Source organism: Rhodococcus sp. UNC23MFCrub1.1 (genome assembly GCF_000686025.1).
Taxonomy (GTDB): domain Bacteria; phylum Actinomycetota; class Actinomycetes; order Mycobacteriales; family Mycobacteriaceae; genus Rhodococcoides.
The window spans coordinates 186,884-213,709 of the sequence record NZ_JMLQ01000006.1; the positions used below are offsets into that span (position 1 = coordinate 186,884).

General features: G+C 68.3%; 28 protein-coding genes. 19 read left to right on the forward strand and 9 right to left on the reverse strand.

Going from position 1 to position 26,826, the window contains the following annotated elements:
* Positions 1 to 15: 15 nt before the first annotated feature.
* Together BR07_RS0115775 and BR07_RS24910 are read left to right on the forward strand one after the other, a co-directional pair.
* A complete protein-coding gene (locus tag BR07_RS0115775; protein WP_027506272.1) occupies positions 16 to 810 on the forward strand; it encodes an HAD-IIA family hydrolase in 795 nt (264 codons plus the stop codon).
* Complete coding sequence (locus BR07_RS24910) at positions 810 to 1,751, forward strand: serine/threonine-protein kinase (RefSeq protein ID WP_051613455.1); 942 nt, start codon at positions 810 to 812, stop codon at positions 1,749 to 1,751. The genes BR07_RS0115775 and BR07_RS24910 overlap by 1 nt, the downstream gene beginning before the upstream one ends.
* On the opposite strand, the gene BR07_RS0115785 is transcribed toward BR07_RS24910, so the two are convergent.
* Positions 1,748 to 3,199, reverse strand: coding sequence for an amino acid permease (locus BR07_RS0115785; RefSeq protein ID WP_197027817.1), 1,452 nt, complete (start codon positions 3,197 to 3,199; stop codon positions 1,748 to 1,750). The genes BR07_RS24910 and BR07_RS0115785 overlap by 4 nt on opposite strands.
* Positions 3,200 to 3,602: 403 nt before the next feature.
* Here BR07_RS0115785 and groL point away from each other — a divergent pair, with 403 nt between their 5' ends.
* Positions 3,603 to 5,228: a chaperonin GroEL gene (gene groL / locus BR07_RS0115790; RefSeq protein ID WP_027506274.1), complete on the forward strand. Its 1,626-nt coding sequence runs from the start codon at positions 3,603 to 3,605 to the stop codon at positions 5,226 to 5,228.
* Positions 5,229 to 5,327: 99 nt separating this feature from the next.
* Complete coding sequence (locus BR07_RS0115795) at positions 5,328 to 5,819, forward strand: alpha/beta hydrolase (protein WP_027506275.1); 492 nt, start codon at positions 5,328 to 5,330, stop codon at positions 5,817 to 5,819.
* Positions 5,820 to 5,875: 56 nt separating this feature from the next.
* Here BR07_RS0115795 and BR07_RS0115800 read toward each other — a convergent pair whose 3' ends face one another.
* Positions 5,876 to 6,715, reverse strand: coding sequence for a DUF559 domain-containing protein (locus BR07_RS0115800; protein WP_027506276.1), 840 nt, complete (start codon positions 6,713 to 6,715; stop codon positions 5,876 to 5,878).
* A gap of 169 nt (positions 6,716 to 6,884) precedes the next feature.
* Positions 6,885 to 7,799 (reverse strand): oxygenase MpaB family protein, encoded by a 915-nt coding sequence (locus tag BR07_RS0115805; RefSeq protein ID WP_027506277.1) that lies wholly within the window; start codon positions 7,797 to 7,799, stop codon positions 6,885 to 6,887.
* Between the two features lie 54 nt (positions 7,800 to 7,853).
* Between BR07_RS0115805 and BR07_RS0115810 the strand changes: the two genes are divergently transcribed.
* The 3 genes from BR07_RS0115810 (at position 7,854) to BR07_RS27415 (ending at position 9,343) form a co-directional block, all read left to right on the forward strand.
* Positions 7,854 to 8,435, forward strand: a complete 582-nt coding sequence (locus tag BR07_RS0115810; RefSeq protein WP_081821343.1) for a TetR/AcrR family transcriptional regulator — start codon at positions 7,854 to 7,856, stop codon at positions 8,433 to 8,435.
* A gap of 8 nt (positions 8,436 to 8,443) precedes the next feature.
* Positions 8,444 to 8,965: an alpha/beta fold hydrolase gene (locus tag BR07_RS27410; protein ID WP_197027814.1), complete on the forward strand. Its 522-nt coding sequence runs from the start codon at positions 8,444 to 8,446 to the stop codon at positions 8,963 to 8,965.
* A 90-nt stretch (positions 8,966 to 9,055) separates the two neighbouring features.
* Positions 9,056 to 9,343, forward strand: a complete 288-nt coding sequence (locus BR07_RS27415; RefSeq protein WP_197027815.1) for a hypothetical protein — start codon at positions 9,056 to 9,058, stop codon at positions 9,341 to 9,343.
* Here BR07_RS27415 and BR07_RS0115820 read toward each other — a convergent pair.
* Entirely contained in the window at positions 9,340 to 9,660 is a 321-nt protein-coding gene (locus BR07_RS0115820; RefSeq protein WP_027506279.1) for a putative quinol monooxygenase, read from the reverse strand. The two genes, BR07_RS27415 and BR07_RS0115820, sit on opposite strands and share 4 nt — an antisense overlap.
* Positions 9,661 to 9,732: 72 nt before the next feature.
* Between BR07_RS0115820 and ligD the strand changes: the two genes are divergently transcribed.
* The 5 genes from ligD to BR07_RS0115845 all read left to right on the forward strand — a co-directional run bounded on the left by ligD (position 9,733) and on the right by BR07_RS0115845 (position 14,674).
* A complete protein-coding gene (ligD, locus tag BR07_RS0115825; protein WP_027506280.1) occupies positions 9,733 to 10,686 on the forward strand; it encodes a non-homologous end-joining DNA ligase in 954 nt (317 codons plus the stop codon).
* Between the two features lie 202 nt (positions 10,687 to 10,888).
* Complete coding sequence (locus tag BR07_RS0115830; RefSeq protein WP_027506281.1) at positions 10,889 to 12,145, forward strand: class I SAM-dependent methyltransferase; 1,257 nt, start codon at positions 10,889 to 10,891, stop codon at positions 12,143 to 12,145.
* Positions 12,142 to 12,951 carry a glucose-1-phosphate cytidylyltransferase gene (locus BR07_RS0115835; protein ID WP_027506282.1) on the forward strand — a complete coding sequence of 270 codons (810 nt, stop codon included), beginning with the start codon at positions 12,142 to 12,144 and terminating at the stop codon, positions 12,949 to 12,951. Before BR07_RS0115830 ends, BR07_RS0115835 begins: the two co-directional genes overlap by 4 nt.
* Positions 12,948 to 13,631 carry a PIG-L deacetylase family protein gene (locus tag BR07_RS24920; protein WP_051613456.1) on the forward strand — a complete coding sequence of 228 codons (684 nt, stop codon included), beginning with the start codon at positions 12,948 to 12,950 and terminating at the stop codon, positions 13,629 to 13,631. The genes BR07_RS0115835 and BR07_RS24920 overlap by 4 nt, the downstream gene beginning before the upstream one ends.
* A 5-nt stretch (positions 13,632 to 13,636) precedes the next feature.
* Positions 13,637 to 14,674, forward strand: a complete 1,038-nt coding sequence (locus BR07_RS0115845) for an NAD-dependent epimerase/dehydratase family protein (protein WP_027506283.1) — start codon at positions 13,637 to 13,639, stop codon at positions 14,672 to 14,674.
* A 4-nt stretch (positions 14,675 to 14,678) separates the two neighbouring features.
* On the opposite strand, the gene BR07_RS0115850 is transcribed toward BR07_RS0115845, so the two are convergent.
* A complete protein-coding gene (locus BR07_RS0115850; RefSeq protein ID WP_027506284.1) occupies positions 14,679 to 15,242 on the reverse strand; it encodes a dTDP-4-dehydrorhamnose 3,5-epimerase family protein in 564 nt (187 codons plus the stop codon).
* A 53-nt stretch (positions 15,243 to 15,295) separates the two neighbouring features.
* On the opposite strand from BR07_RS0115850, the gene BR07_RS0115855 reads away from it, so the two are divergent.
* From BR07_RS0115855 to BR07_RS0115870, 4 genes are read left to right on the forward strand one after another with little or no spacing between them, the layout of a single operon-like run.
* Positions 15,296 to 16,426 (forward strand): class I SAM-dependent methyltransferase, encoded by a 1,131-nt coding sequence (locus BR07_RS0115855; protein ID WP_027506285.1) that lies wholly within the window; start codon positions 15,296 to 15,298, stop codon positions 16,424 to 16,426.
* Complete coding sequence (locus tag BR07_RS0115860; protein WP_027506286.1) at positions 16,423 to 17,256, forward strand: glycosyltransferase family 2 protein; 834 nt, start codon at positions 16,423 to 16,425, stop codon at positions 17,254 to 17,256. The genes BR07_RS0115855 and BR07_RS0115860 overlap by 4 nt, the downstream gene beginning before the upstream one ends.
* The gene (locus BR07_RS24925) at positions 17,256 to 18,512 is read left to right on the forward strand and encodes a lipopolysaccharide biosynthesis protein (RefSeq protein ID WP_037186119.1); all 1,257 of its coding nucleotides are present in this window, start codon (positions 17,256 to 17,258) and stop codon (positions 18,510 to 18,512) included. The genes BR07_RS0115860 and BR07_RS24925 overlap by 1 nt, the downstream gene beginning before the upstream one ends.
* Positions 18,509 to 19,849, forward strand: coding sequence for a glutamate-1-semialdehyde 2,1-aminomutase (locus BR07_RS0115870; RefSeq protein ID WP_027506287.1), 1,341 nt, complete (start codon positions 18,509 to 18,511; stop codon positions 19,847 to 19,849). The genes BR07_RS24925 and BR07_RS0115870 overlap by 4 nt, the downstream gene beginning before the upstream one ends.
* Here BR07_RS0115870 and BR07_RS0115875 read toward each other — a convergent pair.
* Both BR07_RS0115875 and htpG read right to left on the reverse strand, forming a co-directional pair.
* Positions 19,824 to 21,164, reverse strand: coding sequence for a flavin monoamine oxidase family protein (locus tag BR07_RS0115875; protein WP_027506288.1), 1,341 nt, complete (start codon positions 21,162 to 21,164; stop codon positions 19,824 to 19,826). The genes BR07_RS0115870 and BR07_RS0115875 overlap by 26 nt on opposite strands.
* Positions 21,165 to 21,198: 34 nt before the next feature.
* A complete protein-coding gene (gene htpG / locus BR07_RS0115880; protein ID WP_442970352.1) occupies positions 21,199 to 23,091 on the reverse strand; it encodes a molecular chaperone HtpG in 1,893 nt (630 codons plus the stop codon).
* A 167-nt stretch (positions 23,092 to 23,258) separates the two neighbouring features.
* Between htpG and BR07_RS0115885 the strand changes: the two genes are divergently transcribed.
* Both BR07_RS0115885 and BR07_RS0115890 read left to right on the forward strand, forming a co-directional pair.
* Positions 23,259 to 23,552 (forward strand): hypothetical protein, encoded by a 294-nt coding sequence (locus tag BR07_RS0115885; RefSeq protein WP_027506290.1) that lies wholly within the window; start codon positions 23,259 to 23,261, stop codon positions 23,550 to 23,552.
* A gap of 120 nt (positions 23,553 to 23,672) precedes the next feature.
* Positions 23,673 to 24,392, forward strand: coding sequence for a hypothetical protein (locus BR07_RS0115890; protein ID WP_155957053.1), 720 nt, complete (start codon positions 23,673 to 23,675; stop codon positions 24,390 to 24,392).
* 6 nt (positions 24,393 to 24,398) lie between these two features.
* Here the strand turns inward: BR07_RS0115890 and BR07_RS0115895 are convergent, their stop codons facing one another.
* Positions 24,399 to 25,001: a hypothetical protein gene (locus BR07_RS0115895; protein WP_027506292.1), complete on the reverse strand. Its 603-nt coding sequence runs from the start codon at positions 24,999 to 25,001 to the stop codon at positions 24,399 to 24,401.
* Positions 25,002 to 25,079: 78 nt separating this feature from the next.
* Between BR07_RS0115895 and BR07_RS0115900 the strand changes: the two genes are divergently transcribed.
* Positions 25,080 to 26,519 carry a glucose-6-phosphate dehydrogenase gene (locus BR07_RS0115900; protein ID WP_051613457.1) on the forward strand — a complete coding sequence of 480 codons (1,440 nt, stop codon included), beginning with the start codon at positions 25,080 to 25,082 and terminating at the stop codon, positions 26,517 to 26,519.
* Positions 26,520 to 26,534: 15 nt separating this feature from the next.
* Here BR07_RS0115900 and BR07_RS24930 read toward each other — a convergent pair whose 3' ends face one another.
* Positions 26,535 to 26,765, reverse strand: coding sequence for a PspC domain-containing protein (locus BR07_RS24930; protein WP_037186123.1), 231 nt, complete (start codon positions 26,763 to 26,765; stop codon positions 26,535 to 26,537).
* Positions 26,766 to 26,826: the final 61 nt, after the last annotated feature.

The following is a 26,826-nucleotide window of genomic DNA, read 5'->3' on the forward strand; positions in this document are numbered from 1 at the left end:
CACTAGGCTCGTCGCATGAGTCCGATCGGTGGGGTGCTGTTCGACATCGACGGTGTGCTCATGACCAGTTGGCGTCCCGTGCCCGGGGCCGCGGAGACGGTGAGCACGCTGCGCAGCAACGACGTGGCGTGCGCGTTCCTGACCAACACGACGTCGAAGACGCGGGAGCAGATCTCCGACGCGCTCACCGATGCGGGCATCGAGGTGCACGCCGACGAGATCGTCACCGCGGCCACTCTCACCGCCGACCACCTGCGGACGCGGTACCCCGGTGCACGGTGCGTCCTCCTCAACAGCGGCCGGATCGCCGACGATCTGCCCGGCGTGGAGTGGGTCGACAGCGATCCGGACGTGGTGGTGCTCGGCGGCGCCGGCGAGCAGTTCACCCACGAGGCGCTCAGCCGGGTCTACGACTGGATGTGTCAGGGCGTGCCCGTCGTCGCGATGCACCGCAGCCTCATGTGGACCACGGCCGAGGGGCTGCGCATCGACACGGGCATGTATCTGACGGGCATGGAATCGGCGTCCGGCCGCACGGCGACGGCCGTCGGCAAGCCGGCGCCGCTCGGTTTCCAGACGTCGGCGGAACGCATGGGCGTCGATCCGGACCTGGTGGTGATGGTCGGGGACGATCTCGACAACGACGTGCTCGCCGCCCAGGTCGTCGGCATGCGCGGCATGTTGGTCCGCACGGGCAAGTTCCGTCAGGAACGCCTCGACCGGCACGCACGCGACCAGTACGCGATGCAACCGGCGTTCGTCGTCGACTCCGTCGCGGACCTGCCGGCGGTGCTGGAGATCGGTCGGTAGTGGTCCTGCGGCCGGGATCCGAGTTCGCGGGGTTCCGCGTCGAGAGACTGCTCGGTCACGGCGGCACCGCCGAGGTGTATCTCGCCCGACGTGGATCGGCACCGCCGGAGACCCTGAAGATCCTGCGTGCGGACGCCCCGCGGGACGCGTTCGCGGCCGAGGTGCGGATCGGGGCCCTGCTGCAGCACCCGAACATCGTCGCGGCGCACGATCACGGCGAGTTCCGCGGGCGGCCGTGGATGTCGATGTCGCACGTCGACGGGTACAGCGCCGCCCGCCTCGTCGCGCGCGGACAGATCCCACTCGACGTCCACCGAGCCGCCCGCATCGTCGACGGCGTGGCGAGAGCCCTCGATCACGCGCACGGGCTCGGGATCGTCCACCGGGACGTCAAGCCGGCCAACATCCTGCTCGCGAGTGTCGCCGATGCGGACACCCGGGAGCAGATTCTGCTGTCCGACTGGGGAATCGCGCGGCTGACGACCTCGCCGACACCGCTGGTGTCGGACGACGGGACGGTGCTGACATCGATCGGCTACGCGGCACCCGAACTGCTGCGGGGCGGCACGCTCACCGCCCGCACCGACATCTACGCGCTCGGTGCCACCCTCGTCGAACTGCTCACGGGACGGCCGCCGTTCCCGCTGGCCACTCCGTTCGCCGTCATGGACGCCCAGCTGAGGCGGACCCCGCCGTCCGTCAGCTCGCGTCGGGCCGACCTGCCGACCCGCCTCGACGCCGTCGTGCAGCGCGCGCTGGCCAAGGAGCCGCCGGACCGGTTCGCGTCGTGCCACGACCTGAGCGTGGCGGTGGCGCGGGCCCTGAGGGACCACACGCCACCTGATCCCGGCCGGCCTCCGGCCTCCCCGCCACCTGAGCCCGGCCGGCCTCCGGCCTCCCCGCCACCTGAGCCCGGCCGGCCCTGGTACCGACGTCGCTAGTCGCTCGGCGTCTCGGGATCCGTCGGCCGGTTCGCGACGACGGGGTACTTGCCCGTGTAGCCCATCCGCTCCTCGGCGACGCTGAGGACGCGGGCCCGGACGAGGAACCAGCCGCCGATGAGCATCGGCACGATGACGACGAGTGTGGCGACGGTCCACGTCCCGATCGGCGCGTCGAGCGCCATGAGCACCAGCACCGCAGCGAGGAACGCGAGCGTCGCGTAGCTCGTGTACGGCGCCCCGAAGAGCCGGAACGACGGCCGTTCGAGGATGCCCTTGCGGCTCCACCGGTAGAGCTGCAGCTGGCAGAGCACGATGGTCGCCCACGAGGCGATGATGCCAAGGGCCGACATGTTGAGCACGATCTCGAACGCCTCGCCGGGCTTGAACGCGTTGAGCGCCACGCCGAGCAGTGTCAGGGCGCCGGTGAGCAGGATGCCGCCGTAGGGGACACCGTTCCGGCTCATCCGCGCCGTGAACGACGGCGCGCTGCCGTTCATCGCCATCGACCGCAGGATGCGGCCCGTCGAGTACAGCCCGGCGTTGAGGCTGGACAGCGCCGCGGTGACCACGACGATGTTCATGATCGTCCCGGCGCCGTCGACGCCGATGCGGGAGAAGAACGTGACGAAGGGGCTCTCCCCGGCCCGGTAGGTCGTGTACGGCAACAGCAGCGCCAGCAGGATCAGCGATCCCACGTAGAACACCGCGATGCGGAAGATGACGGAGTTGATGGCCCGCGGCATGACCTTCGCCGGGTTCTCGGTCTCTCCGGCCGCGGTCCCGACCAGTTCGACGGCCGCGTAGGCGAAGACGACACCCGACGTGACGATGACCAGCGGCCACGCCCCTGTGGGGAAGAGTCCGCCGTTGCCCGAGATGACGCCGAAGCCGGTCGACTGGCCGTCGACGTCGAAACGACCGGCGAGGAAGACGGTGCCGACGACCAGGAACGTCACCAGCGCCGCGACCTTGATCATGGCCGCCCAGAACTCCATCTCGCCGAACCACTTCACCGACACCAGGTTCACGGCGAGCACGATGGCCAGTGCGATCAGGGCGATGGTCCATTGCGGGATGCCCTTGAAGGCGCCCCAGTAGTGCATGTACGTCGCGACGGCCGTGACGTCGACGATCGCCGTCATCGCCCAGTTGAGGAAGTACATCCACCCGGCCGCGTAGGCGGCCTTCTCGCCGTAGAACTCGCGGGCGTAGGAGACGAACGATCCGGAGGACGGGCGGTGAAGCACCAGCTCGCCGAGCGCTCGGAGGATGAAGAAGACGAAGACGCCGCAGACGGCGTAGATGATGAACAGGCCCGGGCCCGCGGACTCGAGGCGGCCGCCCGCGCCGAGGAACAGGCCGGTGCCGATCGCGCCGCCGATGGCGATCATCTGCAGTTGCCGAGGCTTCAGGCCCTTGTCGTAGCCCTCCTCCTCGTGTGCCATCGCCGAGTTGTCGTAACCGGTGTCGACTGCATCGGACACGATGTGGTCCTTTCGTCCGCAGGGGTGGGCGGGTGTATATGTCCGATTCGCGTGGATTCTGTTGTGGCGCGCGACAACTGGTCGCGTCACACATTCTTCTCACGCGTGAGTCGGTCGTCGTTCCGGCACGTGAACACCGTGTGAATCGCGACCACTCGACGACGACCTTGCACTCGACCACCTCGACTGCTAGAAATCTGGTTGGCACTCGCGTACTGTGAGTGCCAGGTCGAAGAGGTGAGATCGGGAATCATCGACACCCCTGGTCGTCCGTCGCGGGCACCGACTCGGCCGGATGTGGAAAGGGAGCGACCCACCCGTGGTCGCTTCGTGTGTCACCCCCAATCCGGAGGATCACTTCGCAATGGCCAAGATCATCGCGTTCGACGAAGAGGCACGCCGTGGCCTCGAACGGGGCTTGAACAGCCTCGCCGACGCAGTCAAGGTGACGTTGGGCCCCAAGGGTCGCAACGTCGTACTCGAGAAGAAGTGGGGCGCCCCCACGATCACCAACGATGGTGTGTCCATCGCCAAGGAGATCGAGCTGGAGGACCCGTACGAGAAGATCGGCGCAGAGCTGGTCAAAGAGGTCGCCAAGAAGACCGACGACGTCGCAGGTGACGGCACCACCACCGCGACCGTTCTCGCTCAGGCACTCGTCCGCGAAGGCCTGCGCAACGTCGCAGCCGGCGCGAACCCGCTCGGCCTCAAGCGCGGCATCGAGGCAGCCGTCGCCGCTGTCACCGAGTCCCTGCTGAAGTCCGCCAAGGAGATCGACACCAAGGAGCAGATCGCTGCGACCGCTGGTATCTCCGCAGGCGACGCGTCCATCGGCGAGCTCATCGCCGAGGCCATGGACAAGGTCGGCAAGGAAGGCGTCATCACGGTCGAGGAGTCCAACACCTTCGGCCTGCAGCTCGAGCTCACCGAGGGCATGCGCTTCGACAAGGGCTACATCTCGGGATACTTCGTCACCGACGCCGAGCGTCAGGAAGCCGTCCTTGAGGACGCGTACATCCTGCTCGTCAGCTCGAAGGTCTCCACCGTCAAGGACCTGCTGCCCCTGCTGGAGAAGGTCATCCAGTCCGGCAAGCCGCTCCTGATCATCGCCGAGGACGTCGAGGGCGAAGCGCTCTCCACCCTCGTCGTGAACAAGATCCGCGGCACCTTCAAGTCCGTCGCCGTCAAGGCACCGGGCTTCGGTGACCGTCGCAAGGCGCAGCTCGCCGACATCGCCATCCTCACCGGTGGCGAGGTCATCAGCGAAGAGGTCGGCCTCTCCCTCGAGGGTGCCGGACTCGAGCTGCTCGGCCAGGCTCGCAAGGTCGTCGTGACCAAGGACGAGACCACCATCATCGAGGGCTCCGGCGACGCCGACGCCATCGCGGGTCGTGTCTCGCAGATCCGCTCCGAGATCGAGAACTCCGACTCGGACTACGACCGTGAGAAGCTGCAGGAGCGCCTGGCCAAGCTGGCCGGTGGCGTTGCAGTCATCAAGGCTGGTGCCGCCACCGAGGTCGAGCTCAAGGAGCGCAAGCACCGCATCGAAGATGCCGTGCGCAACGCCAAGGCAGCAGTCGAGGAGGGCATCGTCGCCGGTGGTGGCGTCGCGCTGCTGCAGTCGGCTCCCGCACTCGAGAACCTCAACCTCACGGGCGACGAGGCCACCGGCGCGAACATCGTTCGCGTCGCCCTCGAGGCACCGCTGAAGCAGATCGCGTTCAACGCCGGCCTCGAGCCCGGCGTCGTCGCGGAGAAGGTGCGCAACCTCCCCCTCGGCCACGGCCTCAACGCCGCGACCAACGAGTACGAGGACCTGCTCGCCGCCGGCATCAACGACCCGGTCAAGGTCACCCGCTCGGCACTGCAGAACGCAGCGTCGATCGCGGCTCTGTTCCTCACCACCGAGGCCGTCGTCGCCGACAAGCCGGAGAAGGCCGGAGCGCCCGCGGGCGATCCGACCGGCGGCATGGGCGGCATGGACTTCTGAGTCCCGCTCCCTGATCGCACGAGAGCCGGTCACCCTCACGGGTGGCCGGCTCTCGGCGTTCCGCGGTGAGTTCCGGCGCCCCGTCGAGTCGGTATCGGTATGACACGACTACTGTTCGTCCACGGCGCCGGCGGCGAGGACGACGACGAGCCACTGGCGGAGGAGTTCGGCGCGCTGCTCGGCGCGACGGTCGACATGCCCCGCATCCCGAGCGACGACATGAGCGTCGAGGCGTGGGCGAGACCGATACGCCGCGGCCTCGAGGCGAGTCCCGACGTCGTGATCGCCCACTCCTTCGGCGCCACCGTCCTGCTGCACGTGCTCGCTTCGGTCCCGGTTCCCGCCGCCACGTTGCTCGCGATGCCCGACTGGAGTGCCGCGGGCTGGGACGTCCACCAGTACGAGTGGCCGACCGTCCCGCCGGAGGTCTCCCTGACGCTGCACCACTGCCGCGACGACGACGTGGTGCCGTTCGCGCACCTGGCACTGGCCTCCGCGCGGCTCCCGGGCGCTCGGGTGGTCGAGCACCAGCGGGGTGGGCACCAGTTCGAGGGGGCCGTCGGGGAGGTGGTGGCGTCGATGCGGCTGTAGCCACACGATCGTCGACGATTCCACGCATCCGCAGAATCACCGGTGATCGTGTGCGCTCACCCTCGCGCGAGCGATCGTCGTCGGCGTACCGTCTGAACGATCTCGTCCGCGACTGCAGCCACGCTCGCCTTCACCGTGGCAGCGGAGTACCGCAGAACCAGCCAGTCGTCCAACACCAGTGCGTTCTGTCGGCGACGATCGCTGGTAAAGACGTCTGCAGCCGTGTGGAACTCACGCCCATCGATCTCCACCACCACGCGCCCGCGCCGGTCCACCAGATCTCCGTAGTACGGGCCGACCTTGCCATTGATCTCCAGGTGCATGTTGCGGGCGGTGAGAGCTCGCGCCACCATGCGCTCGGGTTCGGACAGTGTGTGCGGGCAGGCTCGACGCAACTGGTCACGCAGCAGACGCATGCCGGTCATCCCCTTCGCCTCGTCGCACAGCTGAGCCAGGGAACGCCAGCTCACCGCCCGTGACAGCGCCCTGTCGATCACCTTCTCGAACTGCGGCCGGGTCAACGTGCCGGCGACGTCGAGGATCGCGTGTTCGAGGGACACGACAGGTATGTCCCCCAACCATCTGACGTTCGTCAGAGCCCGGCGATGAACACGCACCCAGTTCGGGCCACCCGCGTACCCCGTCGGCGGCACCGTCACGTGGACCATGGAGGGTTCCGTGGGCAGCAGCCCCCAGATCCAGGCTGCGGTGTCGTGACTCGCGACGGCGTGCGGTTTCCACAGTCGGACCGCCGTGCACCTGTCCTCGTACGTGGGTGGTTCGGTGGAGTACACGCCGGGCAGCAGTCGGTGCAGTTCGCCGCGCGATGCTCTGCGATCGACGGTCGCGCCGCTGATGCCCCCGGCGATCAGCTGTCGTCTGGTGTGGACTCCCATCGGCCGAGTGTGAGTTGCTCGCGTGCTGTCGAGGTCTGGCGGTGGTCCGCGCCTGTGGACGAAGCGCTCGTTCGTGCACAACGAGATCCACCAGCTTGCGTGTGGAGCCACACGATGATGATCGATGTCGCGGTTCTGCACAATCGAGGGCGATTCCGACGACTCAGCCTCAGCGCCCGGGAACGTAGTGCCGCGGGTTCTGCCGACGACCCGCGGGCGGGAGGTTGCGGTCCGGGGTCTCCACCAGCGGGTCGGTGGCGAGGATCCGGCCGGCGGCGCGGTCCAGTCCGGCGCGCGCACGCGGATGCTTGCGCCGCCGCGCCGGCACGGCCCGGAACGCCACGTTCACCAGGAAACCCAGCCGCCGCAGCCAGCGCTCGTCCCGATCGGTCCAGGTGTAGCCCAGCAGGTCTCGGACCGCCGTGTCGTAGAGCCCGACGGTGATGCGCCGGAAGGTGCGGTCGACGACCGGGCGCATCCGGGCCCACAGCCACTCGGGTAGTGGCAGGAACGGTGGCACCGGCACGGACGACATGTCGAGGACCAGGCGCGCGGCCGGGGTGTCCTCCAGAACGGTGCGGCACATCCGGTCCCAGTACGCCTGGAAGTCGGACCACGTCTCGGGCACGGGGCGCATGCTCATGCCGTACAGGCCGTACCACCGTCGGTGCTCGTCGAACAGTTGCTCTCGCTCGGCCTCGGTGATGCCGCCCATGAAGTACTCGGCGGTGCGCATGGTGCCCACGAAGAACGTGGCGTGCGCCCAGTAGAAGATGTCGGGATCGAGGGCGTGGTAGGGCCGCCCGTGAGCATCGAGACCGCTGATGTCGTTGTGGTAGCGCCTGATTCGTTCCGCGGTCTCGGGTGCGCGGTCACCGTCGAACACGACGCCGCCGATGGGATAGAGCGAGCGCATGACGCGCTCCCAGCGCTCGATCTCGAACGTCGAGTGCTCGCTGACGGCCGCGCCGAGACCCGGGTGCATGTTCTGCATCGAGCCGGCCCACGGTCCCTGCAGGATCCCGCGCCAGTCCCCGAACCATCGCCAGGTGAGGGAGTCGGGGCCGAGCGTTTGACTACGCATGTTGTCACCGTAGAGTCGAGCGAGCACGGCAGTCAACAGTGAGGTGTCATCGACGTGACCACGCTCGAGGCGCGACGCGAGCAGCGGCGCGCGGCACTGCTCACGGCCGGGATCGATCTGCTGGGAGCGGTCGGTGGTCCCGCTGTGAGTGTGCGGGCGGTGTGCTCGCGGGCGTCGTTGACCGAGCGCTACTTCTACGAGAACTTCGGCGACCGTGACTCGTTCGTCCGCATGGTGTACACCGCGGTGGCCGAGGAGGGGCGCGATGTACTGGTCCGCGAGGTGGGTCAGGCCCGCCGCCCGGAGGAGCGCGCACGCCGCGCCGTCACCGCGTTCGTCGAGCTCATGATCGACCGTCCCGAACACGGCCGAGTGCTGTTGTCGGCGCCGTTCGCCGATCCGGCGCTGAGCACCTGGGGGCGGCGCACCATGCCGATCTTCGTCGCGCTCATCGGCGACAACCTGCCCGCCGAGTCGAACGACGTCGACCGCCTGCTGACTGCGACCGGTGTCGTCGGGTCGCTGACCGCCCTGTTCACGGCGTACCTCGACGGCGAGATCGTGGTGGAACGGCAGCACTTCGTCGACCACTGCACGGCCCTGGTGCTGTCTGCGAGCAACCGACGCACGGCATGATGGCGGGCATGGAGCTGGTGCGCGCAGGAGTGCTCGACGTGGGCGTCGAGCGGTACGGAGACCCGAGCGGCCCCTCGGTCGTGTTGCTGCACGGGTTTCCGTACGACACCCGGTCCTACGACGACGTCGCCCGACTGCTGGCCGACACGGGTGCCGACGTGGTGGTGCCGTACCTGCGCGGCTTCGGGCCCACGCGGTTCGTCGAGGACTCCACGATGCGGTCGGGAGAGCAGGCCGCGTTGGCGCACGATCTGCACGACCTCATCGGGGCGATGGCACTCGACCGTCCGATCGTCGCCGGCTACGACTGGGGTGGCCGCGCGGCGTGCGCGGTGGCGGCGCTGTGGCCCGAGTCGGTGTCGGGTCTGGTCAGCGTGTCCGGCTACCTGGTGCAGGACATCGAGGCTGCCGTGACGACGCCGGCACCGCCGCACCTCGAGAAGCGGTACTGGTACCAGTACTACCTGCACTCGGAGCGCGGCCGCGCCGGCCTCGCTGCCTACCGCGCCGAGATCGCGCAGACGTTGTAGACCGACTGGTCGCCGACCTGGCGGTTCGGAGACTCCGAATTCGCCGCCACCGCAGCATCGTTCGACAACCCGGACTTCGTCGACGTCGCGGTGCACTCGTATCGACACCGGTACGGACTCGCGGCGGGGGACCCGCGGTACGCGGCCACGCAGGACGCGCTCGCCGGGCAGCCGTCGATCACGGTGCCGACCGTCGTCCTCGATCCGACGGAGGACACGGTCGCCGCCCTGTACGGATCGCCCGACCACGGCGCGCACTTCACGGATCTCGTCGACGTGCGTGCGGTCGACGCCGGCCACAACCCGCCGCAGGAACTGCCGGGGGTGTTCGCCGACGCCGTCCGCACGCTCGCCGAGATCGTGGACGCGCGGAACTAGACCGCGAGTTCGCCGAGCTCCGACCAGTCGGTGCCCTCCACCTCGGTGCTGACGATCTTCGGAGTCTCCTGCAGGTACGGCGGGAGATCCTTCTGCGCCTGCTTGAAGTGGTCCGACTGCACGTGTGTCGCACCGGCATCCGGGTCGCGGAAGGCCTCGACGAGGACGTACTCGGTGGGATCGTCGAGTGTGCGCGACCAGAAGTACCAGAGGCATCCCTCCTCCGCCTGGCAGGCCTCGGTGAAGGCTCGCGAGATCTCGGGCCAGTCGTCCGCGTGCTCTGCCTTCACTCGGAACTTGGCGGTGATGAAGATCAAGGGGTGCTCCTTCGCTCGTACGAACTCCGACGTGTTCCTGTGTACCCCCTCGGGCCGCACTAGTATCGCGTCATGGCAGCCACGTCACCGGCGATCGAACTCGAGGTCAGCGGACGCACGGTGCGGGTGTCCAACCCCGACCGCGTGTACTTCCCGGCGAGCGGAGCCACCAAGCGTGATCTCGTCGAGTACTACCTGTCTGTCGGCGACGGCATCGTGCGCGCGCTGCGGGAGCGGCCCTGCATGATGCACCGGTTCCCCGACGGTCTCACCGGGGAGAAGGTGCACCAGAAGCGGTTGCCGAAAGGCGCTCCGGACTGGATGGAGACGGTGCGGGTCACCTTCCCGCGCTACAACCGCACCGCGGACGAACTCTGCGTCACCGAACTGGCGCACGTGATCTGGGCCGTGCAGATGTCGACGGTGGAGTTCCATCCGTGGAACAGCCGGCGCGCCGACGTGGAGAGTCCGGACGAGTGGCGCATCGATCTGGATCCGATGCCGGACTGCTCCTTCGACCGGGTGCGCCGGGTGGCGGCGGTGACGCGCGAGGTGCTCGACGAACTCGGTGCCGTCGGGTGGCCGAAGACGTCGGGCGGCAACGGGTTGCACGTGTACGTGCGTATCGCGCCGGAGCAGGGCTTCGCCGATGTCCGCAGGGCCGCACTGGCGTTCGCTCGGGAAGTGGAGCGGCGCGCGCCGGACGACGTGACCACGACGTGGTGGCGCAAGGACCGCGACCCGACGAAGTTGTTCGTCGACTACAACCAGAACGCCCGCGACCACACCATCGCGAGCGCGTACTCCGTGCGCGGCAATCAGGACGCGACGGTGTCGACGCCGATCACGTGGGACGAGATCGCCGACGTGGAGCCGCGGGACCTCACCATGTACACGGTGCCGTCCCGATTCGCGGATCTCGGTGATCTGCACGCAGGAATCGACGATGCCGTGTACTCGATCGCCCCGCTGATCGAGTGGGCCGAGCGCGACGAGCGGGCGGGGCTCACCGAACCCGAGGAGTGACCGGATCGTTCTCTGTGGCCCGTGTGTTCTCACAACACGCAGCGGAGGTGAGATGTAGTTCGAGCGAATGATTTGGGGCCGGAAACCGGCACAGGGTCTTTTTCTGTGGCAGAATACGTGCAAATCGTACAAAGCAGCGCGTTCGGTCCACCCCGTCGGCGGGGCCCGACACGGACGCGCGGCCTGCCAGTGAGGAATGCTCATGCACTGCCGTCTCTGCGGATCCGCCGACCTCGAGAGTGTCCTCGACCTGGGCGCGACACCGCCGTGCGAATCGTTCCTCACCGCAGCGCAGCTCGACGATCCGGAGCCCACCTTCCCCCTGCACCTGCGTCTCTGCCGAGAGTGCCTGCTGTTGCAGATTCCGGCTCTCGTGTCGCCGGCCGAGACGTTCACCGAGTACGCGTACTTCTCGTCGTTCTCGAGCAGCTGGGTCGACCATGCCCGGACGTTCGTGCAGGAGTCCGTGCGCCGCCTGGATCTGTCCGACGAGTCGTTCGTGGTCGAGGTGGCGAGCAACGACGGCTATCTCCTGCAGCACGTCGTGAACGCCGGAATCCGCTGCCTCGGTATCGAGCCGAGCGTGAACGTCGGTGCGGCAGCGCGTGAGTCCGGTGTTCCGACGGAGACAGCGTTCCTCGATCCGACGACCGCGGCGCAGGTGCGTGCCGCGCACGGGCCGGCGGACCTCGTCGTCGCGAACAACGTGTACGCCCACATCCCGGACGTCGCGGGATTCACCGAGGGGCTGCGCACGCTGGTGTCGGACCACGGCATGGTCGGCATCGAGGTGCACCACGCCCTCCACCTGGTGGCCGACGCACAGTTCGACACGGTCTACCACGAGCACTTCCAGTACTGGACGGTCCTGACGGCGACGAGGGCGCTCGCCCGAGGCGACCTGACCGTCGTGGACGTCGAGGAACTGTCCACCCACGGTGGTTCCATCCGGATCTGGGCGACACCGTCCGCGAACGCCGGCCCGCCCAGCGAGCGCACCCTCGACCTGCTCGCGGCCGAGCAGCGCGCGGGACTGCATCACGTGGTCGGCTATCGCGGGCTCGAGAAGGCGGCGCGCGGGGTCCGAGCGACGTTGCTCGAGTTCCTCCTCGACTGTCGCCGGCGGGGTGAACGCGTGGTCGGATACGGCGCGCCGGGCAAGGGCAACACCCTGCTCAACTACTGCGGCATCCGAACGGACCTGGTGGAGTACACCGTCGATCGCAATCCCTACAAGCACGGCCGGTTCACACCGGGGACGCGAATCCCGGTGCACCATCCCGATCGCATCGCGGCGGATCGTCCGGACGTGGTCCTGGTCCTGCCGTGGAATCTCGAGAGCGAGCTCACCGAGCAGCTGAGCTACGTCGCCGAGTGGGGTGGGCGCGTCGTGTTCCCACTCCCCGTTCTCCACGCCGCCGACATCGGGCGGCTCGACACATCGGAAGCTCTGGCATGAAGGTCGTACTGTTCTGTGGCGGTTACGGAATGCGCATGCGCAACGACCGCAACGACGACATCCCGAAGCCCTTGCAGATGGTCGGGCCCCGTCCGCTCCTCTGGCACATCATGAAGTACTACGCACACTACGGCCACAAGGACTTCGTGCTGTGCCTCGGCTACGGCGCGGCAGCGATCAAGCAGTTCTTCCTGGACTATCACGAGGAGCAGTCCAACGACTTCGTCATGCGCGACGGCAAGGTCGAGTTGCTGAGCACGGACATGAGCGACTGGTCGATCACGTTCGTGGACACCGGCGTCGAGTCGCCCATCGGCGAGAGGTTGCGGCGCGTCCGTGACCACCTTGACGGCGATCCCTACTTCCTCGCCAACTACTCGGACGTGTTGACCGACGCCCCGCTGGACACGATGATCGAGCGTTATCACGAGTCGGGCGCCGTGGCGTCCATGCTGGTGGTGCCGCCGCAGTCGAGCTTCCACTGCGTGGACGTGTCGGAGGCCGGCGAGATCAAGGACATCGTTCCGGTGAGCCGCTTTCCCATCTGGGAGAACGGCGGGTACTTCGTGCTCAGTCAGGAGGTCTTCGACCACATTCCGGAGGGGGGCGATCTGGTCGGCGATGCGTGTATGACACTGGCGGGCCGCGGGGAACTGTTCGGATACCGGCACGAGGGATTCTGGAAGCCGGCCGACACCTTCAAGGAGCGTGCGGAACTCGACAACGACTACGGGCGCGGCATTCGCCCGTGGGCGGTGTGGGAGGGCGATCGGAATCGACCGCCACTGTCGAGCGTCGTCGCGTGATTGGCCTGTCCCCCAGCCGTATCCGCTCGGTGGCGGTGCTCGGGGCGCATCCGGACGACATCGCCATCGGCGCCGGAGGAACGCTCCTCGACCTCACCCGTGGGGGAGATGTCGAGGTGCACGCTCTGGTGTTGTCGGGCGGCGGTACCGAGCGGGAAGCCGAGGAGCGAAAGGCACTGTCGGACTTCTGTTCGGACGGACCGGTGTCGCTCACCGTGCTCGACGTGCCGGACGGCCGCTCCCCTGATCACTGGAGCGCGGTGAAGAACGGACTCGAACAGTTCCGGCGTACGTGCGAGCCCGACGTCGTACTCGCACCGCAGCGGCGCGACGCGCACCAGGATCACCGCCTGCTGGCGGAGCTGGTTCCCACCGTCTTTCGCGACCATCTGGTGCTGGGCTACGAGATCGTCAAGTGGGAGTCCGATCTTCCGACACCCGGTCTCTACCATCCGCTCGCCGACGACGTGGCGGTGCGCAAGGCGGAGCTGCTGTCGCGGCACTACCCCTCTCAGCATCACCACGACTGGTACGACTCCGAGACCTTTCTCGGGCTGGCGCGCGTGCGAGGAGTGCAGTGCCGCAGCAGATATGCCGAGGCGTTCGTCGTGGAGAAGATACTCCTGCACACGGAGAACCTGCGGTCGGACCGTCCGGCACCGCAGACGAAAGGGTCGTGAACAGCATGCGTGTACTCGTCACCGGACACCAGGGATACCTCGGTACCGTCATGGTTCCACTCCTGCAGGAGCGTGGTCACACCGTGGTGGGGCTCGACAGCGGCCTGTTCGCGGACTGCGTTCTCGGTGACGCACCCGCGGATCCGGTCACCCTGGCCACGGATCTGCGCGACGTCGTGGCCGCCGATCTCACGGGTGTCGACGCGGTGGTGCACCTCGCCGCACTGTCGAACGATCCGCTCGGCACGCTGGCGCCGGAGATCACGCACGACATCAATCACCATGCCTCCGTGCGTCTCGCACGTGCCGCGAAGGATGCGGGGGTGGGCCGGTTCCTGTACGCGTCCACCTGTTCGGTCTACGGCGCCGCCGGTCAGGACGCGGTCACGGAGGACGCGGTGCTGAGGCCCCTCACCCCCTACGCCGTGAGCAAGGTGCGCGTCGAGGACGACGTCGCGGCCATGGCGGACGACAGCTTCGCGCCGGTGTTCCTCCGCAACGCGACGGCCTTCGGCTACTCACCGCGGCTGCGGGCGGACATCGTGGTCAACGATCTCACGGCGTCGGCGTTCCTCACCGGACGCATCGTCGTCAAGTCCGACGGCACGCCGTGGCGACCCCTCGTGCACGCGCGAGACATCGCGTACGCCTTCGCGGCCGCGCTCGAGGCGCCGGTCGACCGAATTCGGAACCGGGCGTTGAACATCGGCACCGAGGCGAACAACGTGACGGTGCGCGACATCGCCGAGACGGTCGCCGACGTGACGGGTGCCGAGGTGGTGGTCACCGGAGAATACGGCGCCGACCCGCGGTCCTACCGCGTCGACTTCTCCGCGGCGCGAGAGGTGTTGCCCGCCTTCGTCCCCGAGTGGAGTGTCCGAGCCGGCGCTGAAGAACTGGTCGCCGCATACGCCCGCCACGGTCTCACCGCGGACGCACTGGCGCAGCGCTTCACGCGTCTGGCCCGCGTCACCGAGCTCCAGCGGACCGGCGCGATCGACGAGAACCTCCGCAGGACGCGGGTGGGTGTCGGCAGTGCGTGAGAGATCACCCGCCGGCGACGAGGTCGCGCCAGGACCGCGCTGCCGCGTCCCGGTCGCTCACGATGCTCGGCGTCCCGCGCCAGCGGATCGCCAGATCCGCGTCGTCCCAGCGGACGCCCACGTCCTCGGAGGGTTCGTGCGGACGGTCGATCCGGTAGCACACGTCTGCGGTCTCGCCCAGGGTGAGGAAGCCGTGCAGGAAGCCGGGGGGCACGAACAGGTGCGCGCACTCCACGTCGTCGAGCACGACGTCGAACCACTGACCGAAGGTGGGCGACTCCGTTCTGGTGTCCACCAGGACGTCCTGGACGGCGCCGCGGGCGCACCGCACCAACTTGGCCTCGCCTCGGCCTCCTCGCCCGTGCAGGCCACGCAGAACGCCGCCGGCGGAACGGGACTGGGAGTCCTGACGGAAATCAGCGGCTCTCGTGGACAGGGTCGTGTGCTCGGCGATCGCCGCGTCGAAGATCTCGGTGTCGAAGGTCCTCGTGAAGAAACCCCGATCGTCGCGATGCGGGGTGGGCAGGAAGAGCAGGACGTCTCGCAGAGGTGTGGTCTCGACGCGCATGAGTCCAGTGTCGCCGACGGGTACTCCCCGCGTACGACGAGCCGGAGAATCTCATGAGTTCGTGCAGAGCCTGCGCCTCGGCGACGGTGTCCACGGTGCTCGATCTCGGCCTCGTGCCGGCCGCGGACAGTTTCCCGACGGCCGAGTCCTCTCCCGAGGGCGACGAGATGCATGCTCTCGCGATGGGCCTGTGCACGACGTGCGGCCTGGCACAGCTCCTGGACGACGACACCCGCGCGGACGAACCGCGTGGAGTGGAGCCGGAGGCGTTGACGCGAGCCGCTTCTCGGGCGATGGACGAGATCGTGCGACGCGGGTGGCTCCCCGACGGCGCCGTGGTCCGCGAGTACGGAAGCCCCCACGGTGGGTCCTGGATCCCCGACGTGAGATCCCGTGGCGTCGCGGATGCCGGTCCGGCCGTGGCGGGTTCGCGCTCCGCCGACCTCGTCGTCGACGGTTTCGGGCTGATGCACGAGCCGGACCAGGCGGCCGCTCTGCGTGAACGTCGGGCGCTGCTCGGCGACGGCGGCGTACTGGTGCTGCAGGTCCACTCCTTCATGACCATCGTGCGGGATCGCCAGTGGACGGCGCTCCGCCACGGACACTTCGCCTACTGGTCGTCGACCGCGCTCGAGACCGCTCTGTGGGCAGCGGGTCTGATGCCCACCGGGTGTTGGGAGTCGGACCTCTACGGCGGGACTCTCCTGGTCTCGGCGATGCGCGACGACTCGGTGCGCCTCCCGGTGTGGGAGGACGACCTCGTGACGGCACGGCGCGTGCGGGAAGCCGAGGCTGCTGCCGCCGTCACCGATCCCACCGTCGTGTCGTCCCTCGGAGCAGCCGCCGTCGCCGAGGTCGAGGCGGTGCGGGCGAGACTCGGCGCGTCGTCTCGCGCGGGTGTGACGCTCGCCGCGTACGGAGCGGCGTCGCGTGCGGTCGCTCTGTTCGCGATGGCGGGGGTGACCACGGAGACGGTCGGCGCGGTCGTCGATGCGTCCCCGGCGAAATGGGGCCGCCGCATGCCGGGTACGGACGTTCCCATCGTCGGCCCGGAATGGCTGTACACCCATCGTCCCGACCGTGTGGTGGTGACCGTCCCGGATCTCCTCCCGGAGGTCGCTGCGGCGCATCCGGAGATGTCGTTCGTCGATCTCGACTCGGCCACGGAAGGACTCCGCTCATGACCGCTCCGCTCTCGGTGTGCATCCCGGCCTACGAGGCCGCGCGCACCCTGGAGACCACACTGGCCTCCGTCCTGGACCAGGACGAGGACATGGAGGTCCTGGTGCTCGACAACGCGAGCACCGACGCGACCGGCGACATCGCCCGCTCCTTCCGCGACGAGCGCGTCCGGATCGTGCGGAACGACCGGGTGCTCGCCATCGGGGACAACTGGAACGCGGCCGTGCGGGCCTCGACGGGCCGGCTCGTCAAGGTGGTGTGCGCCGACGACGTGCTCCGTCCCGGTGCGCTGGCGAGACAGCAGGCCGTACTGGACGATCCCGGGATCGCGGTGGTCTCGTCCAAGTTCGAGGTGATCGACGAGCAGGGGTCGGTGAAGGAGACCGGGCTCGGCCTCCCCGGCCTGCTCGGTCGACGCCCGGGCAAGGACCTCGCGGGCATCATCGTGCGCCGCGGTCCCGCCGAGTTCGGGCCGACCGCGGCCACCACCTTCCGCAGGGATCTGTTCGACCGGGTCGGCGGTTTCCGCGGCGACCTGGTGTTCCCGATGGACGTCGATCTGTTCGCTCGCATGGGCGCTCACGGGGACTTCCACGGCGTCTCCACCATCGACGCAGCGTGGCGCGACTCGACCTTCAACCTGTGCAGCCGGACGTCGAGCTACAGCAAGCTCAGCGAGTCGGTCCGGCTGCATCACCGTCTCGCACGCGAACTCCCGGCTCTGGTCTCCACCGGCGACGTCCTCGCCGGAGACGGACGCATTCTCGGCGCCGTGCTCACCCGGTTACGTGCGCGAGCCGGCGACGTGGCCGACCGCCTCCTGCGGCGCTGATGCTGCGGCTCGCCCGAGACGTCCTGCTCGTGGGCTTCGGCACCTACGGTCAGTTCCTCGTCACGCTCGTCACCCTGCCGCTGACAGCCCGGCTGCTCGGAACCGAAGGAGTCGGGCTCGTCGCGGTGGGGATGTCGGCGTACTTCCTCGGCTCGGTTCTCGTCGATCTCGGTGCCACGCAGTACTTCGCTGCGCGCGTCGACGACCCCGACATCACGCAGGTGCGTGGCGCGTACGCGGTGGTGCGGTGCGGCCTCTTCGCCGTGCTCGCCGTCGCGGCGCTGGTCGGGTGGGCCGCCGGTGTGGACGGGGCCGCCCGGATGATCCTGCTCGGGGCGGTCGCCGGGGGTGTCTGGTCACTGTCGGAGGACTGGCTGCTGATCGGTCGTGGCCGCTTCGGTGCCTCCACCGCGTACCAGGCCGCCGGACGTGTGGCATACCTGGTGGCGCTGGTCGTTCTGCTGCCGCAGTTCCCGTCGCCCGAGGTCGCGCTGGCCTGTCTGGGCGGTTCGTCCATCGTGACCGTGATCGCCACCGGCGTGGACGCCGACCGGCACTTCGGACGCCTCGTTCCCTCGTGGCGAGTCGGTGACACTCTGAGAACGGCGGCACCGGTGCTCGCGTCGCGGCTCCTGCTGACCGGCTACGGACAGGGCGGCGCGGCGGCGTACTCCACGGTGCTCGACGCGGTCTCCCTGGGCCTGTTCTCGGCCGCGGACCGGCTGGTCCGAGCGGGACAGTCGGTTCTCGATCCGATCGGGTTCGCGCTGCTCCCGCGGATGACCCGAATTCGGGACGGCCAGGCCTTCCGGGCGCGGACGATGCAGGGTGCGGCGGGGTGTCTCGCACTCGCGGTCGTCGCCGCGGCAGGGCTGACGCTCGTGGCCCCCCTGGTGATCCGCATCGTCTACGGCACCGAGTTCGCCCAGGCGACCGACCTGTTGCGCATCCTCGCCTGGATCCTCCCAGCCACCACGCTCACGTCCTACGTCACCACCGCCGTGCTGCCGGCGCAGGGTCGGACGTCCACGGTCCTCGGCGGCGCCGTCCTCGGCGTCACCCTCGCGGCGTCGGCTCTGCTGATCACCTCGGTCACCGCATCGGTCGTGACCATGGTCGTCGGGGTGCTCGTCTCCGAGTGGGCGGTGGCGCTGTGGTTCGTCGCCACGACCGCGCGGACCGTCCTGCGGCGCGAGGCGTACCACCCTGACGTCACCCGTCCCTCCCACGACGACCGCCGAGAGGCCACGCGATGACACACGAGAGATCCTCGGAACTCCAGGAACGTCTGCACCGCCTCGTCCCCGGTGGAAGCCACACGTACGCAAGGGGTTCCGATCAGTACCCGGAGCACCTCACCCCGATCCTCACGCACGGGGTCGGCGCCCGTGTGTGGGACGTCGACGACAACGAGTACGTCGAGTACGGGAGTGGTCTGCGCTCGGTCACACTGGGACACGGGTACCGTCCCGTGGTCGACGCCGTGGCGGACGCGGTCGCTCGGGGAACCAACTTCTCGAGGCCGACCGAGCTCGAAGTGCTCGCGGCGGAGGACTTCCTGAGGACCGTTCCCACCGCGGAGATGGTGAAGTTCGCGAAGAACGGCTCCGATGCGACCACCGCGGCCGTCCGCCTGTCGCGTGCGGTCACCGGGCGTACCGAGATCGCGGTCTGTGCGCAGCCGTTCTTCTCGGTCGACGACTGGTTCATCGGGACGACGGAGATGAACGCGGGAATCCCGCACGGCGCGGTGCATCGGTTCCCGTTCGACGACACCCCTGCGCTGGAACGGATCCTGGCCGATCACGACATCGCGTGCGTCGTCATGGAGGCAGCCGGTGCGCTGGCCGAACCGTCACCGGGGTATCTCGAGGCCGTCCGCGCAGCCTGTGATCGACACGCGACCGTTCTCGTGTTCGACGAGATGATCACCGGGTTCCGATGGTCGTCCGCGGGTGCGCAGGGTGTGTACGGCGTGACTCCCGATCTGTCGTGTTGGGGCAAGGCCATGGGTAACGGACTCCCGCTGTCCGCGCTCGCCGGCCGCCGCGATCTGATGGAACTCGGCGGTCTGCGCACGGACTCCGACCGAGTCTTCCTGCTGTCGACGACGCACGGACCGGAGACGACGGGGCTCGCCGCGTTTCGTGCCGTCGTCCGGGCGTACGAGACGGAGGACCCCGTGGGCGCCATGGAGCGCGCCGGCGCCCGGTTGCGTGACGCCGTGACCGAGGTGGCGTTCGATGCCGGTGTCGGGGAGCACCTTCGGGTCCTCGGACGCCCCAGCTGCCTGGTGTTCGCCACCGCGGATGCCGACGGGGTTCCCTCGCAGGCCTACCGGACTCTCTTCCTGCAGGAGATGCTGTCCCGCGGTGTCCTCGGTCAGTCGTTCGTCGTGTCCGCGGCGCACACGGACTCGGACATCGACCACACGGTCGATGCTGTGCGGGAGGCGGTCCTCGTCTACCGGAAGGCCCTCGAGGCGGGCACCACCGAGGGGCTTCTCCGAGGCCGACCGGTGGCACCGGCTCTGCGTCGGCTCGCGGCACCGCGGAGACTGCCCGATCTCAGACGGTCCCACCTCGAGACGTAGTCAGGATCTCACGCGCCGCTCGCCGACCGGAACGCACGGCCCCGTCGAGGTAGCCGGGCCAGCGATCGGCCAGATCCGTTCCTGCCCAGTGCACGCGGTCCGTGGTCAGGTCCTGATGGTGGAAGACGCCTCCGTACGGCGGGATCGCGGTGGGCGCCCCACCCAGCCAGGGTTGCGCCGACCAGGTGATGTCGTCGACACGACGAGGTGACCGCGCCCGAGGGCCGAACAGCCGCACCAGCTCGGCGACGACGATGTCACGGCGATCTGTGCGGGAGAACAGGTCTGCCGCGGCTCGACCGCCACTGAAGGCGACCAGGATTCCGGGCGAGTCCCGTCCGGCGTTGCCGTCGACGATCATCTGGACCGGGCCGTCGACGTCGAGTGCCGTTCCGGTGAGTCCGTTCTCGCGCCACCACGGACTGTCGTACACGACGATGGTCTTCGCGTACTCGCCCATGCGGGAGGTGCGCATCCGGTCCCCGAGTCCGGCGGGGAGCGCGCCGTCGATGTCGGCGGCGCGGGGGAGGGGAACCGCGAGAACCACCGAGGATGCGCGGACTGTGCCGTCCGCGGTGACCACGTCGACTCCGGAGGTGTCCGGCCGGATCGCGATGACGGGTCGAGACGTCTCCGGCGGGGCGGAGAGGTGCTGTGCCACAGCTGAGATCAGCGATGCGGTGCCGTCCACGAAGTAGCGTTCCTGCGCTCCGTCACGCACCTCGGCGATCGCCCGCAGGCTGCCGGCCGCGCGCAGGTACTCGAGTGCGGCTCGGGCGGGGACCTCGTCCGGGTCGGCGCCGAAGATCAGCCGGGAGAAACACGTGAGGATGTCGCGGCCGTAGGCGGAGGGAAACGTCCGACGCGCGAGAACGTCGGACATTTCGTGATCTCCGGGCCGCCAGGTCGACAGCAGCGGCACCGCGCGGTCGACGGTGCGGACCGCCAGGTCGAGGCGCGCGATACCCGAACCGACGGGGAGCCACTCGCGAACGGGGATGCGCGGCACCTGACCGTGATAGCGGTGGACGCGGCCGGCCGCCGCGAACACTTCGTCCGCACCGCGTCGCCGTCGCGGTTCGGGAGCCGTGTCGACACCGAACTCGGCGGCGAGTGCGCGCACCGCGGTCTGGTCTCCACCGATCCAGTGGGCGCCGTGATCGACGTGGTGACCTTCGGTGTCGACGGTGAGAACCTTACCGCCGATCCGGTCGGCGGCCTCGAGGACGATGACCGAGCGCCCCGCCCTGGTCAGGTCGAGTGCTGCCACCAACCCGCTGAGCCCCGCCCCGATCACGACCACGTCCCCCGACATACGCCCACCCTACGGGTGGGCATATGTCCTCAGGTCACATCGTGCGTATCAGCCTCTCCGCCAACAACTTCGCGAACGACGCCGGGTCGTCCAGCTCGCCACCCTCGGCGAGCAGGGCTGTGCCGTAGAGCAGCTTCGCGGTCTCGGCGAGGGCCATGTCGTCCTTGTGCTCGGCATGGGCCGTCTCGAGAGCCGTGACCAGAGCATGATCCGGATTGAGTTCCAGGATGCGCTTGGTCTTCGGCACGGGCTGACCGGACGCGCGGTACATCTTCTCGAGCTGGGGGCTCAGTGAGAAGTCGTCACCGACGATGCACGCGGGCGAGGTGGTCAGGCGTGAGGACAGGCGGACCTCCTTGACGTCGTCGGACAGCGTCTCGGCCATCCAGGTGGTGAGGTCGGCGAACCGCGCCTTCTGCGCGTCCTTCTCCTCGGATTCGGCCTCGTCGTCGCCCAGGTCCACGGCGCCCTTGGCGATGGAGCGGAACGGCTTCCCGTCGAACTCGGGGACGGACCCGGTCCACATCTCGTCGACGGCGTCGGTGAGGATCAGCACCTCGAGCCCCTTGGCAGTGAATGCCTCCATGTGCGGGGAGTTCTCCACCTGCTGACGCGACTCGCCGGTCATGTAGTAGATCGCGTCCTGGCCGTCCTTCATGCGAGAGACATACTCCGCCAACGTGGTCGGCTTCTCGTCGCTCCGCGTCGTCGCGAAGGACGACAGCCCGAGGATGGTCTCCTGGTTGTCGTGGTCGGACAGCAGCCCTTCCTTGAGGGCACGGCCGAACTCACCCCAGAACGTGCTGTACTTCTCCGGCTCGTTCGCCTGCAGATCCTTGACGGTGCTCAGCACCTTCTTGGTCAGACGGCGACGGATCGCGCGGATCTGGCGGTCCTGCTGCAGGATTTCACGAGAGACGTTGAGCGACAGATCGGCTGCGTCGACGACACCCTTGACGAAGCGCAGGTACTCGGGCACGAGTTCCTCGCAGTCGTCCATGATGAAGACGCGCTTGACGTACAGCTGGATACCGATCTTCGACTCCCGCATGAAGAGGTCGAACGGTGCGCGCGACGGAATGAACAGCAGCGCTTGGTATTCGAAGGTGCCCTCGGCCTTCATGGGGATGACCTCGAGCGGCTCGTCCCATGCATGGCTGACGTGGCGGTAGAACTCGGTGTACTCCTCGTCCGAGACCTCGTCCTTCGAGCGCGTCCACAGCGCCTTCATCGAGTTGACCGTCTCGTCCTCGAGCACCGTCGTGGCGTCGTCGCCCTCGCCGGTGGTCTTCTCGACCTGCATGCGGATGGGCCACGCGATGAAGTCCGAGTACCGCTTCACCAGTTCGCGGATCTTGTGCTCGGACGTGTAGTCGTAGAGGTGATCCTCGTCGTCGGCCGGCTTCAGGTGCAGGGTCACGGCGCTACCCTGAGGCGCGTCGGACACCTCCTCGATGGTGTACGTGCCCTCACCGCTGGACTCCCAGCGCGTCGCGGTGTCCTCACCCGCGCGCCGGGTCACGAGGGTGACCTTGTCGGCCACCATGAACGTGGAGTAGAAGCCGATGCCGAACTGGCCGATGAGCTCCTCGGACGCGGCCGCGTCCTTCGCTTCCTTCAGCTTCGCGCGGACCTCGGCGGTGCCCGACTTCGCGAGCGTGCCGATGAGATCGACGACCTCGTCGCGCGACATGCCGATGCCGTTGTCCCGCACGGTGAGGGTGCGGTTCTCCTTGTCGATCTCCAGGTCGATGTGGAGATCGGAGGTGTCGGCGCCGAGATCCTTGTTCTGGAACGACTCGAGTCGCAGCTTGTCCAGCGCGTCCGACGAGTTGGACACCAACTCGCGGAGGAACGAGTCCTTGTTGGAGTAGACCGAGTGGATCATCAGATCCAACAGCTGCCGGGTCTCGGCCTGGAACTGCATTTCTTCGACGTGCGCGGTCACGTGACTCCCCTGATCGAAACAAGTGCCTGGTGGACCCTCGTATTTTACGGCAACCGTGCTTGCGTTCCCGCATGCCTCTTCCCCCGTAACAGTCCGCACGGTACGGTTTTCGAAGGCCGGGGCTCTCCCATCGGAAGGTGTGTGTCATGGTGCGAATCGGACTACGGCGAGTGGTCGGTGGAGTACTCGCCGCCGGAGCCGTCACGGCGGGATCGGTGCTGGCAGGGGCGGGAACCGCCTCCGCGGAGCCGACCTACATCGGGCCGCTGTACTACGAGGTGGTGCCGGGGATCTTCCCCACGTGTCCGGACGTCGCTGCTGCGGAGCGCGCCAAGGGCACCACGATCCTGGTCGACTGCGTCCGCTGGTTCGGACCTCAGAGTGGTCCGTTCACTCCGTACCAACTCATCGCCGGCATCGCACCCCTCGACGGCAGTTAGCGGACTCGTGTCCTGATCGTGACGTGAGTACAGGTAACGACGCCACGAAAGAGACCGATGGGTATGTCAGAGGGGGCGGCGATCGGCCGGCTCCGGACAGGAGTCGACATGTCGTTCTCGATGAGCACACGGGCTGCCGTCGCGGCCGCCCTGGTCGCCGGCGCCGCGGTGCTGGGGGCATGTTCGGCTCCGGACCAGGTGACGTCGGCGACGGCGGTTCCGGCGCCCGCTGACACCTCGGTCGTGACGCCGACGGGGACATCGGTCGTGGCGCCGACGGGAACACCGGTCACGGCCCCGATCGAGCCGCCCACCGGTGCCGCGTCGGATCAGCCCGACGCCGAGGAACCGTCGGCCGAGCAGCCGCAGTCCACCGTGCGATCAGGAGAGTCGGCAGGGTCGGCGGACGCACTCCCGCGTCCGGGGTCGCAGGAGGTGTCGGTGGATCCCGAGCTCTTCCGCGACAGTGGCGGGGCGGGTGAGGGGTACTACTTCCGGACACCGTCGGGGAATGTGTCGTGCGGGCTCTTCCCGAACGGAACCTCGGTCGGATTCCTGGGATGCCAGGCCGTGTCCAGTGTCGCTCCCGACGAGGGCGAGGTCTGCTCGAACGGTGCCACCAGCAAGTACGCCGTCCGCGTGGAGAGCACCGGGCCGATCCACTACTGCACGAATCAGGGCTATTTCACCGGCTCGGAGAACATCCGCACACTGCAGTACGGCGAGGTGATCAACACGGGGCAGAGCTTCTGCGTCTCTCGGGAGGACGGAGTCGCGTGCGCCCGCGTCGGCTCGAACGCGTTCTTCCTCACCCGTGACGAGAACACCACCCTGCGGTGACCTCGGTCAGCGGTGGTCGATCGTCGTGCGTATCCGCGTCGTCGACGGGGCCGCGGGTGTGGACCCGAATCCGAATCGCACCGGCGGCTCCACCGGCGACAGGTGTCCCAGATCGTCGCCCTTCCACGATGCCGTCGCGCCGACGATGCTGCGCTGCCCTCGCGCTCCGTAGTATTCGCGCCGCCCACCGCCGGCGGTGCCCCTGGTCCGCACGCCGCGCATCACGACCCGCGCGATCGGGTCGCTCACCGTACAGAACCAGGGTGCGGTAACCACCGACGTCGGTGCGAGGGTGAGCAGTCGACCCAGCAGTGTCGGGCCGCCGATCTGGAAGGACACCTCGAGATCACCCGCGGAGACGCCGACTCGGTCACCTCGGCGGTGATACGAGACGTCGGTGATGGTCGTCGTATCGAAGTGGTAGGTCGCGGTGACGAACTCGCGGACCGCGTCGGACGGTGCCAGCAGAAGGCGCTCGCCGTCCGCGAACTCGACCATGACATCGGTGAAGTCGCCCAGCGGCGACGACGTCCAGTGGCCGACGACGATCCTGGTTCCGCTGGAGGTCCCGAGACCGGCGATGTCGCCGTCGAAGATCGATCGTGTCACCGGCTCGACAGTAGCGTCGACGCGGCACTGTGAGGCGATCGAGGTTCGGGGGAGCCCCCGACTGGGCATCATGGAGGCATGGCTGACACTGCGACATCCGAATCCGGCGGGGCTCCGACCATCTTCGTGCTCTTCGGGGCGACGGGAGACCTTGCCAAGCGCATGGTGCTGCCGGCGTTCTACGAACTTGCGCAGGAAGGACTGCTGCCCGAGCAGTGGGCGTTGGTGGGCAACGGTCGAGGTGAGAAGACCGACGACGAGTTCCGCGAGCACATCCGCGCGGCGCTCGAGGAGTTCGGTCCCGGGGAGGGTGTCGACAGCATCGACGAGAAGGTGTGGTCGTCGTTCGCGGACCGTGTTCGCTTCGCGGGCAACGGATTCACCGCCGACGATCCGGGTGACCTGCCGTCGGTCATCGGAGACGTGAAGGACGAGCTGGGCGGCGACGTGCAGCTCGTGCACTACATCGCGCTGCCGCCCTCGACCTTCATCGACTACACCGAGGCGCTCGGCGCACACGATCTCGCCGAGGGCGCGCGGGTGGTCTACGAGAAGCCGTTCGGCACGTCGCAGGAGAACTTCGAGAAGCTCGACGAGGCGGTCCATGCCATCGTCGACGAGAAGCAGGTCTATCGGATCGACCACTTCCTCGGCAAGGAGAACACCCAGAACCTGCACATCCTGCGCTTCGCGAACGGGATGATCGAGGGGATCTGGAACCGGGAACACGTGGAGCAGGTGCAGATCGACGTGCCGGAGACGCTGGACATCGACGACCGTGCCGAGTTCTACGACGCCACGGGTGCCGTGCTCGACATGTTGGTGACGCACCTGTTCCAGGTCGCGGCGGAGGTGGCCATGGAGCCCCCACTCAGCCTCGGTGCGGACGACCTGCAGACTGCCCGCGAGTCGGTCATCGCGGCGTTCCGCCCGCTCGACAAGTCCGAGGTGGTCCTCGGTCAGTACCGCGGCTACCAGGACGTCGAGGGGATCGCGGACGATTCGTCGACCGACACGTTCGTCGCCGCACGCATGTGGGTCGACACCGACCGGTGGCGCGACGTTCCCTTCGTCCTGCGCACCGGCAAGATGCTGGGAACCAGCACGCAGCGGGTGTCGCTGGTGTTCCGTCGCCCCGAGGGACCGGTGAAGCACCTGCCGGCCGACGGCGCCGTGCTGACGTTCGACCTGTCGGGCGACGGCCGAGTGGACATCGCCATGACGGTCAAGGAGCCCGGCCCCGGCGAGGACCTCGGGATCGGTCGGATGTCGCTCGACCTGTCGACGGTGTCGGACGCCGAGCCGCTGTCGCCCTATTCACGACTCATTCTCGACGTACTCGACGGTGACCGGTCGTTGTTCACCCGTCCCGACGGACTGGCTCACGTGTGGGAGGTCGCCGCACCGTTGTTGACCTCTCCGCCGGCCGTGCTCCCGTACGAGCCCGGCTCGATGGGACCCGAGGCAGCGAACGACTTGGCCTCTCCCTGTGGTTGGTTGGTGACCGGAGGCAAGTGACCGAACTCGCGACGGTCATGCTCGGGGAACGAGCATGACCATCGCGAGGTAGAGCAGGGCGACGGTGCCGAACGAGACGAGGGCGCCGACCACGGTGAGGGCGCGCACCAGGCTGGGATCCCATCCGGTGTACGCGGCGACACCGCCGCAGACCCCGGCGATCCAGGCGTCGTCTCGGCTTCGCGTCAGCTGCGTGGTGTGGTTCGGGTTCGGGTGGACGGTGGAGTTGCTCTCGTGGAATGTCATGTCTCCATCCTGAGTTCCGCCCGCGCGCTGCACCATCGGTGACCACCCCGAGACGTACCCT